Source organism: Micromonospora marincola (assembly GCF_056150385.1).
Genome location: NZ_JAXCFT010000001.1, coordinates 726635 through 740291 on the forward strand (window position 1 = coordinate 726635; position 13657 = coordinate 740291).

The following is a 13657-nucleotide window of genomic DNA, read 5'->3' on the forward strand; positions in this document are numbered from 1 at the left end:
GCTTCTGCCGCCCGTGCAGAATGACCAACATCAACGGGTGGACGGGAGAACCTTGTTCATGATCAGACGCTTGATCCGTTCAGGTGCGGCAGCCGCTGCGGCGGCCGGCCTCGCGTTCGCGCTGGTGTTCGCCGGCTCGACCCCGGCGTCTGCCATATTCGGCGGCACCACCAGCGGGGTGCTCCGCGGCCAGGTCAACATCTGGGCCGACTCCGGAACGAGATACAAGTGCACCGGCACCCTGATCGGCCAGCGTTGGGTGCTCACCGCCAAGCACTGCTTCGACGGCGAGGACCCCGACAGGTTCCAGATCTGGACCGGCGACCGCAGACCGAAGTACGGCGAGGGGGTCCCGGTCATCGGCTGGGCGCCCAACGACAAGTACGACGTCGCGGTGCTGCATCTGCGGTGGTCCGTGCGCAACGTGAACCTCATCGCGAAGTACAACGCCAACTCGCTCCTGAAGACCGGCATCACCGTCGCGGTGCGAGGCTGGGGTCAGGATCAGCCATCCGTTCCCTCATCGGCTCCCACTCCGTCGCTCCGGGTCTGCTCCCTGTCGGTGGACGGGTCCGCCGTGGACCACATGCGGCTGACTCCCATCGACGGCATTCCGGTGAAGGGAGACTCGGGCGCGGGCGTCTGGGCGGGCGACCGCGTCTACGGGATCTACTACGCGTACGCGCCTGACTATTCCTATGGCTATGCCATCCAGACGTCAGTGGTCGCCGGGTGGATCGAAGGTTTGACGGACATCCCCGGAGTGGGGTGAGACGAGGCGTCGAGTTCCGGGCTGTCCTGGGAGGAGATGGCGGTGGAGACGAGGCTGGCGGCGACCGGCTGCACGGGCGTGACGTCGTCCGACGTGCGAAGGCGTGGCGGTGCGGGCATCCACGGCTTCAGGTTTTGGATGATCTGCTCGTAGAAGTCGTCGATCGCGTGCAAGACCGAATCGATGAAGGCACCCCGTCCGCTGCCCCGCTTGGTTCCCGCCGCCGTGCTCTGGGCGACCCGGAAGGCCCGCAACTCGCGGGCGGGGTCGACGATCAGCGTCGTGGGCTCGGCGCGGACCTGGCGCAGGAGATCTGTCGCGCCGCCACCGCGGGCGTGCATGGCGAATGCCTCGACCCGTACCGTTTCCGGCGCGTCCTTCAGTTGGCGGATGAGCCAGTTCACCCTCGTGGTCGGCCGGCCGGTGCGGGGAGCGTCGACGTCGACGTGGCAGACGATCTGCCCGGCCCGCAGATCGGCGGTGAGGTGAAGGTGGCCGACCGCGCCCGGAATCCGGATGCTTCCGGTCAGCGTGCCCGTGGTGACGAGTTGGTTGACGAGCGACTGGGTGCGTACCGCCGGATCGGCGAGGTCACGGCGGCTCAGTGCGGGCGTGACGTCGGTGCCCAACTGCCGGCCGAGGCGCAGGCAGGCGTAGCGGATCAAGGCGTCGAATCGGCCGGCCACCTCCGCCGCGCCGCCGTCGCCGACCCGCAGCGTTCCCGCCGACACCCCATCTCGTACGGGGACCCAGGCCGGCCCCATGTCGCTGAACTCCAGCGCGCCCGAACGGGGGTGCTCCAGGTATCTGATCAGCTCACCCAGGACCCAAGCCTGGTCCGGGTCGGCGACGCCGCGGTACTCCTTCTGGATCACCGCCTGGGTCAGGATCTCCGTCCAGGGCAGGTGGTAGAGCGCGACCTTCCGCAGCTTCCGGCGGTCGATCGTGGTCGGATGCTGGCCCGGAACCGGGGCGATCTCGTTGGAGATCGTGACGAGGGCGTCGAAGCCCTGTTCCCGGGCGATGTCCAGGTACGCCTCCAGTTGCTCCGACTTCAGCGCGTTGCTGCCGGTCTTCACCTCGACCAGCGCGGTCCACTGCCGCTGACCCCGCGTGACGCGGACGAGGCCGTCCGGGAAGAGTTGCTGGTTGCCGAGCTTGAACGGCACCTCGATGAAGGTCTGCACCGTGCCGGCCGGCGCGCCGAGGGACTGGGTCAGGACCCGTCCGAACTCCCGGACCGCGCTCATCACCGCCAACAGTGCGGAGGTCGCCCGGCGTTCCTGTTCCTCCGCGCCGTTGATGCCGGACGTGGGGATCAGGCGGGCGGCGAGCCAGGTCTCCTCGGACATGCAATGACTCCTCGTGAAGGCGGTGGTACGAGAAGTTACTCGCGGGCCGGCCCGGAAAGCGGCGTGATCGTTGGCGCGTACGCACGAAAAGAGTTGACCGGTCGGGTGTCGGGCGACCCGCCCGGGCCGGCTCGGACTGCCGGATGGAGAGGTCCGCGTCAACGTTTCGGGCCCTGCTGCGGCTTCTGTCCGGTAGCTGACTGCGGGCCGGGCTCTCGCACGATCGGGTGAGCATCGCGTCGGATGGCGCGCCGGGAACATCCCCGTGCCGGGAATCCTTGCCAGTCGCCCATGCGACTACGGTGGACCGGCACGGATTCGTGACCGCCCGCGCACGAGGAGACAGCACCAAGCATGACCCATGACCGGACCGCGATATGACCGAGCGTTATGCGCGGGCTTCCGCGACACCCCGTGACACGCTCGCCATCCCGCTCAGCCTCTCGGAGCTGGAGCAGTATCTTGCCCGCGCCGCCGACCTGTTGCGCGGCAGCATCGACCAGGCGGACTTCAAGGCGTACATCTTTCCGCTGATGTTCTTCAAGCGGATCAGCGACGTCTACACCGAGGAGTACGAGCGGGCCCTGGCGGAGTCGGACGGCGACCACGCGTATGCGTCGTTCCCGGAGAACCACCGCTTCGGCATCCCCACCGGCAGCCTCTGGGAGGACGTGCGCGCCCGCACCGAGAACATCGGACAGGCCCTGGTGACCGCGTTCCGGGCGATAGAGAAGGTCAACCCGGACGTGCTCTACGGCGTCTTCGGCGGGGCCGCTTGGACCAACAAGGACAAGCTGCCCGACGCCAAGCTGCGCGATCTCATCGAGCACTTCTCCACCCGGACGCTGAGCAACGCGGTCGTCGCGCCGGACGTGTTCGGGCAGGCGTACGAGTATCTCATCAAGCGGTTCGCGGACCAGTCGAACAAGAAGGCTGGCGAGTACTACACCCCGCGCCCGGTGGTGAGACTGCTCGTCGACATCCTCGACCCGCAGGAGGGCGAGACGGTCTACGACCCGGCCTGCGGCACGGGTGGCATGCTCATCGAGGTCATCGAGCACGTAAAGCGCCAGGGCGGCCGACCGCAGACGCTCTGGGGCAAGCTCTTCGGGCAGGAGAAGGTGCTTGCCACCTCCGGCCTCGCCAAGATGAACCTCCTCCTGCACGGCGTCCAGGACTTCAGGATCGAGCACGAGGACACGCTGCGTGCGCCGGCCTTCTTCGACGGCGGTCGTCTCACCCAGTTCGACTGCGTCATCGCCAACCCGCCGTTCTCACTCAAAAACTGGGGCGACGTGGCGTGGGGCACCGACCCGTGGGGCCGCAACCGGCTTGGGGGCGTGCCGCCCAAGGGGTACGCCGACTGGGCGTGGGTCCAGCACATGATCGAATCCGCGGCGCCCGGCACCGGCCGGGTGGCCGTCGTGCTCCCGCAGGGTGCGCTGTTCCGCCAGGGCGCCGAGGGGCGTATCCGCGAGTTCGTGCTGAAGGCGGACCTGGTCGAAGCCGTGATCGGCCTCGCGCCGAACCTCTTCTACGGCACCGGCCTGGCCGCGTCCGTGTTGATCCTGCGTCGGCGGAAGGCCGAAGAGCGCGCGGGCCGGGTGCTGTTCGTCAACGGCGAGACGCTGTTCCGGCGCGGCCGTAACCAGAACACGCTCGAACCCGAGCACGCCGACACGCTGCTGCGCACCGTCCAGTCGTTCACCGACGCACCCGGCCTGGCGGCCGTCGCCACGCTCGACGACATCAAGGCCAACGGGTTCAACCTCAACATCCCGCTGTACGTCGCGCCCGTCGACGACGGCGAGCAACGCACGTTGGAGCAGGCCCTGGCCGACCTCGAAGCGGCCCACGCCGCAGCACGCGAGACACGCGCCGCGCTGGAGGTTGAACTGGCCAAGTGGGGCCTCGGCCCGAAGGAGGTGACGGCATGAGCACCCGCATCACGCAGCGCGAGCTGGAGTCCTACCTGTGGGGCGCGGCCGTCGTGCTGCGCGGCCTCATCGACGCCGGGGACTACAAGCAGTACATCTTCCCGCTGGTCTTCCTCAAGCGGCTCTCCGACGTCTACGACGAGGAGCACGCCGCCGCGCTGGCCGCCTACGGCGAAGAGGCACTGGCCGACCTGCCGGAGAACCACCGCTTCGCCATCCCCGACGGCGCCCACTGGCAGGACATCCGCGCGGCCGGCAGCGACGTCGGCGCGGCGGTCCTGGCTGCCATGCGGGCGATCGAGGCGGCCAACCCGGACACCCTGACCGGCGTGTTCGGCGACGGCGAGTGGGGCAACAAGAGCCTGCTGCCCGACCGGACCGTCAAGGAACTCATCGAGCACTTCTCCACCAAGACACTGTCGGTGGCGAACCTGCCGGAGGACGAACTCGGTCAGGGGTACGAATATCTGATCAAGAAGTTCGCTGACGACTCCGGCCACACCGCCCAGGAGTTCTACACCAACCGCACACTCGTGCACCTGATGACGATGATGCTCAAGCCCGAGCCGGGCGAGTCGGTCTACGACCCGACCTGCGGCACCGGGGGCATGCTCATCTCCACCGCCGCCGAGCTGCGCCGCCAGGGCAAGGAGTGGCGCAACCTGCGACTGTACGGGCAGGAACTCAACTACGGGACGTCGGCCATCGCCCGGATGAACCTGTTCCTGCACGGCATCGTCGACGGTGACATCGCGTACGGCGACACGCTCACCAAGCCAGCCTTCCTCGACGGTAACCGGCTGCGCACCTTCGACGTGGTGCTCGCCAACCCGCCGTACTCCATCAAGGCGTGGAACCGGACCGCGTTCACCAACGACCCGTACGGCCGCAACATGTGGGGAGTGCCGCCGCAGAACGCCGCCGACTACGCGTTCCTGCAACACATCACCAAGAGTCTCGACCCGGCGTCGGGTAGGGCGGCGGTGCTGCTGCCGCATGGCGTCCTGACCCGGGTCTCCGAGGCGGCGGTCCGTCAGGCGATGATCCGCGCAGACCTCGTGGAGGCGGTGATCGGCCTGGCGCCGGGTCTGTTCTACAACTCCTCCATGGAAGCGGTGGTGCTCGTTCTCCGGTCCGGCAAGCCGGCTGATCGGCGTGGCCGGATCCTGTTCGTCAACGCCGTCCGTGACTTTGCCCGAGTGCAGGCGCAGTCGTTCCTCAACGATCGTCACCAGGAGCGGATCCTCGACTCCTACCGAGCATTCCAGGACGAGGAAGATTTCGCGACCGTCGCTACCTTAGAGCAGATCGCCGGAAACAACTACAACCTGGCAATTCCGCTTTACGTCAGACCGCCACGCGGAGGAGGGATTACGACCGCCAGCGACCATGTTGGTGTCAGCGTCGCGGCCTGGCGGGAGGCTGCCGCAGCGGCCGACACAGCCGTTGATGGTGTGATGGCGCTTCTGCGGCAGGAGGTGGTCCGGTGAGTCTCAACCTCGACAAAAGCACCTGGAAGCGAGTGCGGCTGGGTGACGTGATCCGCCGCTCGCGGACACAGGTCGACCCGGTGGCTAGTGGTGTGGAGCGCTACGTCGCTGGCGGCCACGTCGACAGCGAAGGCGTGACGATCGAGCGCTGGGGTCAGGTGGGCGACGGCCAGATGGGCTCGACCTTCCGGTATGTCTTCAAGCCGGGGCAGGTGCTCTTCGTGTCAGCACGGCCGTATCTCCGTAAGGTTGGCGTGCCCAGCTTCGCCGGTGTCGTGGCGGACAAGACCTACGTGCTGGACGCTATCCCCGAGAATGGGTTGCTCCAGGAATTCCTGCCGTTCGTACTCTCCTCGGAGGCGTTCGTCGATTATGCGACCGCCGAAGCAACCGGTTCCATGAACCCGCGGTTGCTGTGGGGGCCAATGCAGCGGTGCGAAGTGGATTTGCCGCCGCTCGATGAACAGATGCGTCTTGCCGATCTACTCTGGGCTGTCGAACGTCACCGCTTGTCGGTCGCTTCTGAACAGAAGGCCATGCGTGCTGTACGGATGCACTGGCTGTCCACGGCAATCGATGATCTGCTTTCAGAAAGGGCTGCTCCGTTCGAGGTGGTGTGGGCTCGTTCGCCTGAAAGTGGATGGTCCGCTTCTCCCGTGGACTACGTGACGGGACGTTACGTGCTGTCTTTGGCGGCTTTGGGGGTCGATGGCTATCAAAGGGGTCAGTTGAAGAACGTCCCGGATAGCTATGCGTCACGATCAGCCACCCTGGCCGCTGGCGACCTCCTAGTATCGAGAGCGAATACTGTGGAAGCTGTGGGGCGGGTAGGAATCTTTGATGAGTCGCGAGATGACGTTTCTTTCCCGGATACCATGATGCGGCTCCGACTAGTGGATGGAATCACGCCGAGGTTCGCTGAAGCGGTCCTATCGAGTTCGCATGGACGAGCGCATATGCGACGCACCGCGGCAGGCAGTGCGACGAGCATGGTGAAGATCAATCGGCAGTCGCTCGCAAAGTTGCTCTTTCCGGTCGTCTCAGTTGACCGGCAGGAGCGTCTGCTTGGGGAACTCTCGCGCTTCGTGATTGGGGCCACCTCACTGGAGCGCGTGTTGGCCGAGACTAGAGTCCTGACGAAAAGTCTGCTCGCGCAGGTATTGGAGGGCTCCCAGTGAGATTCAATGAGGCGAACACAGTTCGAGACTTCGTTCGTGACCTTGTTGCGTCTCGTGATATCCAGTTCGTGTCCGGCAAGCAGTTGCCGCGCCGGGAGGACGAGGTGTTACTGGAGGGGCCGCTCAAAGCGGCCCTGATCCGGCTGAACCCAGCCATCGAAGCCGACCCACGACGCGCCGATGAGGTCATCTACCAGCTTCGGGCGATCATCCTGGCCGCGCGGCGGACGCCGAACCCGGTCGTCGCCAACGAGCAGTTCGCCGCCTGGTTGACCGGGCAGAAGTCGATGCCGTTCGGCCCGTCCGGCGAGCACATCACGGTCCGGCTCATCGACTTCGACAACCTGGACCCGAGCGTCAACCAGTGGATCGTCTCGACGGAGGTGACCTACCGGGTCGGTCGGATCGAGCGCCGCTTCGACCTGGTGCTGTGGTGCAACGGCTTCCCGCTGGTTGTCGGCGAGGCGAAGTCACCGGTCCGGCCGGCGTACTCCTGGATCGACGCGGCGGCGCAGATCAACGAGGACTACGAGGTCAACGTACCGGCGTTCTTCGTGCCGAACGTGTTCAGCTTCGCCACCGAGGGCAGGGATTTCCGGTACGGCTCGGTCGGCATGCCGGTCGGCCTCTGGGGGCCGTGGCGGGAAGAGGCAGACGACGACGCCCCGGCGCGGTCCGGTCTGGCGGTGGTGCGCGAGGCGGCCGAGGGTGTGCTGTCACCGGCGGCGGTGCTGGACTTCCTGCGCTTCTTCACGGTGTTCGCCACCGACAAGAAGCACCGCAAGATAAAGATCATCGCGCGGTTCCAGCAGTTCCAAGCGACGAACCTGATTGTCGAACGGGTGCTGCACGGTCAGGTCAAGCAGGGCCTGATCTGGCACTTTCAGGGCTCGGGCAAGTCGCTGCTCATGGTGTTCACCGCGCAGAAGCTGCGCGCCACGGCGGGGCTGACCAACCCCACCGTGATCATCGTGGTGGACCGGATCGACCTGGACACCCAGATCACCGGCACGTTCAACGCCTCGGACGTGCCGAACCTCGTCTCGACCAACAGCCGCCGGGAGCTTCAGGATCTGCTCAGCACCGGTGCGCGGAAGGTCATCATCACCACGGTCCACAAGTTCGGTGAGGCGCCGGGCGTGCTGGACGTCCGCGACAACATCATCGTCATGGTCGACGAGGCCCACCGTTCCCAGGAGGGCGACTACGGCCGGAAGATGCGCGAGGCCCTGCCGAACGCGTTTCTCTTCGGCCTGACAGGCACTCCGATCAACCGCCGCGACCGCAACACGTTCATGTGGTTCGGGTCCACAAAGGATGAAGGCGGTTATCTGTCGCGCTACTCGTTCCAGGATTCGATCCGGGACGGGGCGACGCTGCCGTTGCACTTCGAGCCGCGACTGTCGGAGATCCACCTCGACGAGGCCGCGATCGACGCCGCCTTCGCGGAGCTGGCCGAGCAGCACCGGCTCACCGAGGCGGACAAGTCGACGCTGTCCAGGCGGGCCGCCTCGCTGGAGTCGCTGATCAAGTCTCCCGGGCGGGTTCGTCGGATCGCCGAGGACATCGCCGAGCACTTCCGGGCGAAGGTCGAACCGCAGGGGTTCAAGGCGCAGGTGGTCGTCTACGACAAGGAAACCTGCGTCGCCTACAAGGCGGAACTCGACGACATCCTCGGCCCCGACGCCTCCACGGTCGTCATGAGCCGCACCGCTCGCGACCCGGAGGCGTGGAAGGAATACTCGCCGGACCGGGACGAGCTGGAGCGCATCACTGCCCGGTTCAACGACCCGGTCGATCCCCTGAAGATCATCATCGTGACGGCGAAGCTGCTCGTCGGCTTCGACGCGCCCATCCTCTACGCGCAGTACGTCGACAAGCCGCTCAAGGAGCACAACCTGCTCCAGGCGATCACCCGCACCAACCGGGTCTACCCGCCGCGCAAGACGCACGGTCTGATCGTCGACTACCTGGGCATCTTCGACAACGTCGCCAAGGCGTTCGCCTTCGACGAGAAGAGCGTCCAGCAGGTCATCAGCAACATCGACGTGCTGAAGAATCAGCTCCGCCCAGCCGTCGAGGCGGCGTTGGCCTTCTTCCCCGGCGTCGACCGGACCGTCGGCGGCTACGAAGGGCTCATCGCCGCGCAGACGGCGATCAGCAGCGACGAGGCCCGCGACGCGTTCGGGGCGGCCTACAGCGTTGTCGCCCAACTCTGGGAAACCCTCAGCCCGGACCCGATCGTCTCGCCCTACGCCACCGACTACCGGTGGCTCACCGACGTGTACGAGTCGGTGCGGCCCTCGGACATCGCCGGCCGGCTGGTCTGGCACGCCCTCGGTGCCAAGACGCTGGAACTCATCAACGAACACGTCACCGTCGAGGTGCCCCGCACGGACCTCGATACGATCGTGCTCGACGCGCAGGTGATCGAGGACCTCATGTCCGGCCGGCGTCCGGACGTCGACCCGGTCGAGGTCGAAAAGTGGATTACCGCCCGCATCGCCAGGCACAAGGGCAACCCGGCCTTCGTCGAACTCGGCAAGCGGCTCTCGGCGCTACGGGAGAAGTACGCCCACGCGCAGCAGGCCAGCCTGGACTTCCTCAAAGACCTGTTCGCCCTCGCCCGGGACACGGTCGCCGCGGAGAAGGCCGCCGCGCAGATCCCCCGCGAGGAGCAGGGCAAGGCGGCGCTCACCGAGCTGTTCCAGTCGCTCAAGGGCAACGGAACACCGATCATCGCGGAGAAGGTCGTCGAGGAGGTGGACGAGGTCGTGCGGGCGGTGCGCTTCGACGGCTGGCAGGACACCCGCGACGGTGACCGCGAGGTCCAGCAGTCCCTGCGCAAAACGCTCTACATCAAATTCAAGATCCGTGACAACGACGTGTACGAGCGCGCCCTCGGCTACATCCGCGAGTACTACTGAACCCGGGGCGCGGCGGCCATCACCCCGCCGCACCCCGGGCTGCCGTCAGCGGGTGTGCTTGGTCTGGGCGGTGAAGGTGGTCCAAGCGGCGGGGGTGAAGGTGAGGACCGGACCCGCCGGATCCTTGCTGTCGCGTACGGCGACCAGGCCGGGCAGGTTGTCGGCGACCTCGACACAGTCGCCCCCGTTGCTGCCGCTGCGGGTGCTCTTACGCCATTGTGCGCCGGTCAGATCATCCATGGTGGACCTCCGCAATGATCTTGTGGATCAGTTGCCTCGATTGTCCTTCATCGAGGACGAGCTGACAGAGCCCCGCCCAAATGCTCTCGTAGGCGGCGAATTCCTCTGGACGGTCCAGATATAGCGCGCCGGTCCATGACTCGCTGTAGATCACTGGTGGTTCCGGCGTGGCCCGAGCTCCGGGCGGAAATTCCAGCATGACGAACGTGCCTGCCTCGACGCCTCGATGCAGACCCGCAGAGAGCGGCAAAATCCGGATGCGGACATTGGGCCGTTCGCCGATCGTCAGCAGGTGGCGGAGCTGTTCAGCCATCGTCTCCCGGTCACCGACCAGGCGAAGCAGCGCAGCCTCGGAAACCACAACCTCCATCTTCGGTGAGGGCGGCAGTCGCCTGGTGAGGAGGGCCTGCCGTTGCAGCCGGACCTCTACGAGTCGTTCCCGCTCCTCCTCGGTCACTTCGCTGCGGTGTTGGTACACCGAGAGCGCGTATGCGCGGGTCTGTAACAGGCCCGGGACAAGTGCTTCGTCGTACCGCCGTATCCGACCGGCTGACTGTTCCAGGCTGACGTACAGCTCGAACCAGTCCGGGATGGCGTCGCCGTAGGCGTGCCACCAACCCTTCGCCTTCGTCTCGCTCGCCAGCGCGGCCAGCGCGCCGGTCAACTCCGCGTTCGCGTCGTAGAGCTGGCACATCGCCCGCACGTCGACCCCGCGTGCTGACCCGAGGCCGCGCTCGATCCGCCACACCTTCTGCCGGCTGCACTCCAGCGCCTCGGCCGCCGCGTCGAGCGTCACCCCGGCCTCGGTGCGCAACTGCCGCAGCGCCCGGCCGAGCTGCCGTCGCGGCACCGTCGAACCCATGTCCTCGGCCAACGCCCCCGCCTCCGTCCCATTTTGCAACACCCGGAATGCCCTCTCCGGAATGCATATCGGTTACGGAGAAATAAGTCAAGAATCGGGGCTTGAGTACGTTGCGCCGAGGCCGACAAAGCCACAGGATGGCCAGCGCGAAAGCTTTGTCCTAGCGGTTATCGGAAATGGGAGTGGTGTTCTCGTGTACCTGTTCTGGGAATCCCATGAGTGAGCGCTTCGTGGCGCACCTGCCCTTCACCGCGACCGACCTGCCCGCCGCCCGGCACTTCGCCGGGACGCTGGCCCGCTCTGTGAGCTTCCTGTCCGAGGTGGACGCCGGCGAAGTCACCGTCAGCTTCGAGGACGCGCAGGGCGTACGCCATCGGGTCTTCTGCGACCTGCCGCTGCCCGACCGCCGCCGGTGCGCGCGTCGCGTCGACCACGACGGTCCCTGCGCGCCGAGGCCGCCGCGGTGAGCGACACGGCCGCGTGCCCGGAGTGCGACGGCGGCTGCCCGCGCTGCCACTGGCGGGGCCGCCGCCGCGCGCAGCTCCTGCTCACCGTCGCCAACACCGACACCGGCGCGGTCGCCTCCCACCGGGTGACGCCCGCCGACCTCGATCCCCGACCGAATCCGGCAGGTGGCGCGGTGGCCGACCTGACCACCCGGGTACGCGACCTCGCGTCCACCGTCGCCGTCGCGCTCGACCCCGACCCACTGCGGGTACGCCTCCCGCCGGCCTGGCGTCCCGAGCTGCCCGCCACCGAGCGGCACATCCTCGCGGCGCAGGCCCTCGCCGACGCGGCCCGCCGCCCGTGGCGGCTCTGGGTGGGCGGCTCGACCGCCCGGTCCCCGGTGGATCCCCAGATCCGGCTCACCCAGCTCTGCCGCCTGGCTGACCTACTCCTGCTCGACCTCGTCGTGACGGTCCGCCGATGCGACGGCCATCGGGTGTGGACGGTCCGCTACGAAATGCCCGGCTCACCCGTTCCCGGCGGGCCGGTCGAGGGCAGCCCCGACCTGGCGACCGCGCTGACGCTGACCGACGCGCGGGCAGCCCTGGCCGGCCTCACCGAGCGGGGACGGTCCGCGCCTGCCCGGCCGCTCGACGCCGGCCCCCGGCGCTGCGGCACGGCGCAGGGACCGCCGGTTCCGGCACCGATCGAGCCGGTCGGCCGGATCGAGCGACGCGTCCTCGCCGAGCTGGCCGGCGGTGTCGACCGGCCGGGCGCCCAGGCGGTGTGGCGGGAGGGCGGCTGGTGGCTCACCGGCCTGCGGCAGGCCGGCTCACTCGGTTGGTCGGCGGTTCGGGGACGGCCGCCCCTGTGTCGGGTCGCCGAGCCACTCGAACCGTCCCGGCTCGGCGCACCGGCTCCCGATCGGGACCGCTCGGCGGTGCTGGTCACCGTCACCGACCTGCGGCACCGGGTGGTGCACCTGACCTGGCGGAGCGGCACCCCGGAGACCACCGGCACGGTGGCCACCGCGCCGGACGGCCGGCCGGTGGTGCAGCTCCCCGAACGCTACCGGCTCGGCGCGTGGGCGCGCGTTTTCGGCGTACGTGGGGAGGACCTGGCGGAGGCGGACGGCGGCCACATGATCGCCCGCGACCTGCGCGACGGATACGTCACCCTGCCCTGGGTCGGGGCCGACCCGGTGGGGGAGTACGTGCGCCGGGCCGGGGCGGACCTGCCCGCCGGTCGGCTTCTCGTCACCGCCGCCCGCCCGACGGTGCCGCCGCCGTCCGAGCTGGTCCGGCTCGTGCTCGGCCTGGACCTGGCGCTGCACCTCAGCGTGCTCGACCTGCGGCGGCACGCCGGCCACCCGCTGTGGCCGGACGGCCGGTGGTGGTCGGTGGAGGTGCGCCCGCGCGACGCCCCGGTGCATCCGGACGACCTGCCCACCCGGCCCAGCCTGGCGGCAGCGCTCGACGACTGCCTCACCCACCTGACCGACGACGTGGCCGAACTGGTCCCTACCGACCCGGACGAGCCGCTTCCGGTGCCCGGCTCACCGGCCCGCGAGCCCGTCACCGACCCGGTGCCCGCGTTGCTCCGGCTCGCTGCGCAGCACGCCGGCCGGGCGTTGACCCTGCGCGTGACCCGCGACGGCCACACCGTGCACCGCCATGACGACGGCGGCGTGCGCCTAGTTGGGTAGGGCAGCCAGCCCGGACAGCAACTCCCACCGCTCGGCGTCGGTGAGCACCGCGTACGCCGGCTCGTCGCGACGGTCGGTGTCGGCCTCGATCGCCGCGCGCTCCGACCCGTCGGGCAGCGCGCGGATCTCGTCGGCGGTCAGGCCGGCGGCCCGCCACGCGGCCCGGTGCGCGTCGGCGCGGTGGTGCCGCAGCGAGCTCAGCCGCGTCACAAGCAGCAGCGCGGGGGAGGCGCCCTCCGGCTCGTACGGCGGGGACATGGCCCGGAACGCCGGCCCGCCGGTGGCCTGACCGTGCGCCAGCACCCGGCCGACCAGGTCCGCGAGCCGGGGCACGATGGTCAGGCCGGGCAGTACGCCGGGCAGCAGCGCCCCCCACAGCTCCTCGGCGGCCTCGCCGGTGGCCCGCTGCGCGAACAGCGTCAACTCCCGGCCCAACTCGGTCAGGTGCCAGGCACCCTCGTCGTCGCGGACGAAGATGCCCTGCTTCAGCTCTTTCTCCATGCTGGCGGAGGTGTAGACCAGGCCGTCGGCGAACGCGTCGGCGGGCATCGGCCGGGCCAGCACGCCGGAGAAGAAACTGTTCTCAGCGCCGAGGTCGCAGCCTCGCTCGGCGTAGAACGCCTCCATCCGGGGTCGGGCCGCCCACCGGGCGCCCGCGTAGACCCGGTCGATCGCCGGTCGGACCAGTCGCGCGAAACTCACCGTCGTCTCCACGCCGCCGGACCTTACCGGCGACGGGTGTTAAGC

11 protein-coding genes are annotated in these 13657 nt (G+C 68.3%); 7 read left to right on the forward strand and 4 right to left on the reverse strand.

The window, feature by feature from the left end; translation table 11 throughout:
* Positions 1-58: 58 nt before the first annotated feature.
* Positions 59-772 (forward strand): trypsin-like serine protease, encoded by a 714-nt coding sequence (locus SM450_RS03490; RefSeq protein WP_474618171.1) that lies wholly within the window; start codon positions 59-61, stop codon positions 770-772.
* On the opposite strand, the gene SM450_RS03495 is transcribed toward SM450_RS03490, so the two are convergent.
* Positions 703-2124: a stress response protein gene (locus SM450_RS03495; RefSeq protein WP_474618172.1), complete on the reverse strand. Its 1422-nt coding sequence runs from the start codon at positions 2122-2124 to the stop codon at positions 703-705. The two genes, SM450_RS03490 and SM450_RS03495, sit on opposite strands and share 70 nt — an antisense overlap.
* A 377-nt stretch (positions 2125-2501) precedes the next feature.
* Here SM450_RS03495 and SM450_RS03500 point away from each other — a divergent pair, with 377 nt between their 5' ends.
* Genes SM450_RS03500 through SM450_RS03515 form a run of 4 tightly spaced genes read left to right on the forward strand, consistent with a single transcriptional unit; the run spans position 2502 to position 9656 of the window.
* Positions 2502-4061 carry a type I restriction-modification system subunit M gene (locus tag SM450_RS03500; protein ID WP_474618173.1) on the forward strand — a complete coding sequence of 520 codons (1560 nt, stop codon included), beginning with the start codon at positions 2502-2504 and terminating at the stop codon, positions 4059-4061.
* A complete protein-coding gene (locus tag SM450_RS03505) occupies positions 4058-5551 on the forward strand; it encodes a type I restriction-modification system subunit M (protein ID WP_474618174.1) in 1494 nt (497 codons plus the stop codon). Before SM450_RS03500 ends, SM450_RS03505 begins: the two co-directional genes overlap by 4 nt.
* Positions 5548-6729, forward strand: a complete 1182-nt coding sequence (locus SM450_RS03510; protein ID WP_474618175.1) for a restriction endonuclease subunit S domain-containing protein — start codon at positions 5548-5550, stop codon at positions 6727-6729. Before SM450_RS03505 ends, SM450_RS03510 begins: the two co-directional genes overlap by 4 nt.
* A complete protein-coding gene (locus tag SM450_RS03515) occupies positions 6726-9656 on the forward strand; it encodes a type I restriction endonuclease subunit R (protein WP_474618176.1) in 2931 nt (976 codons plus the stop codon). The genes SM450_RS03510 and SM450_RS03515 overlap by 4 nt, the downstream gene beginning before the upstream one ends.
* A 45-nt stretch (positions 9657-9701) precedes the next feature.
* On the opposite strand, the gene SM450_RS03520 is transcribed toward SM450_RS03515, so the two are convergent.
* Together SM450_RS03520 and SM450_RS03525 are read right to left on the reverse strand one after the other, a co-directional pair.
* Positions 9702-9896 carry a DUF397 domain-containing protein gene (locus tag SM450_RS03520; RefSeq protein WP_474618177.1) on the reverse strand — a complete coding sequence of 65 codons (195 nt, stop codon included), beginning with the start codon at positions 9894-9896 and terminating at the stop codon, positions 9702-9704.
* The gene (locus tag SM450_RS03525; RefSeq protein ID WP_474618178.1) at positions 9889-10770 is read right to left on the reverse strand and encodes a helix-turn-helix domain-containing protein; all 882 of its coding nucleotides are present in this window, start codon (positions 10768-10770) and stop codon (positions 9889-9891) included. Before SM450_RS03525 ends, SM450_RS03520 begins: the two co-directional genes overlap by 8 nt.
* 203 nt (positions 10771-10973) lie before the next feature.
* Here SM450_RS03525 and SM450_RS03530 point away from each other — a divergent pair, with 203 nt between their 5' ends.
* Both SM450_RS03530 and SM450_RS03535 read left to right on the forward strand, forming a co-directional pair.
* Positions 10974-11225 carry a hypothetical protein gene (locus SM450_RS03530; RefSeq protein WP_474618179.1) on the forward strand — a complete coding sequence of 84 codons (252 nt, stop codon included), beginning with the start codon at positions 10974-10976 and terminating at the stop codon, positions 11223-11225.
* Positions 11222-12910, forward strand: a complete 1689-nt coding sequence (locus SM450_RS03535; protein WP_474618180.1) for a hypothetical protein — start codon at positions 11222-11224, stop codon at positions 12908-12910. The genes SM450_RS03530 and SM450_RS03535 overlap by 4 nt, the downstream gene beginning before the upstream one ends.
* Here the strand turns inward: SM450_RS03535 and SM450_RS03540 are convergent.
* Positions 12899-13612 (reverse strand): hypothetical protein, encoded by a 714-nt coding sequence (locus tag SM450_RS03540; RefSeq protein ID WP_474618181.1) that lies wholly within the window; start codon positions 13610-13612, stop codon positions 12899-12901. The two genes, SM450_RS03535 and SM450_RS03540, sit on opposite strands and share 12 nt — an antisense overlap.
* Positions 13613-13657 lie beyond the last annotated feature (45 nt).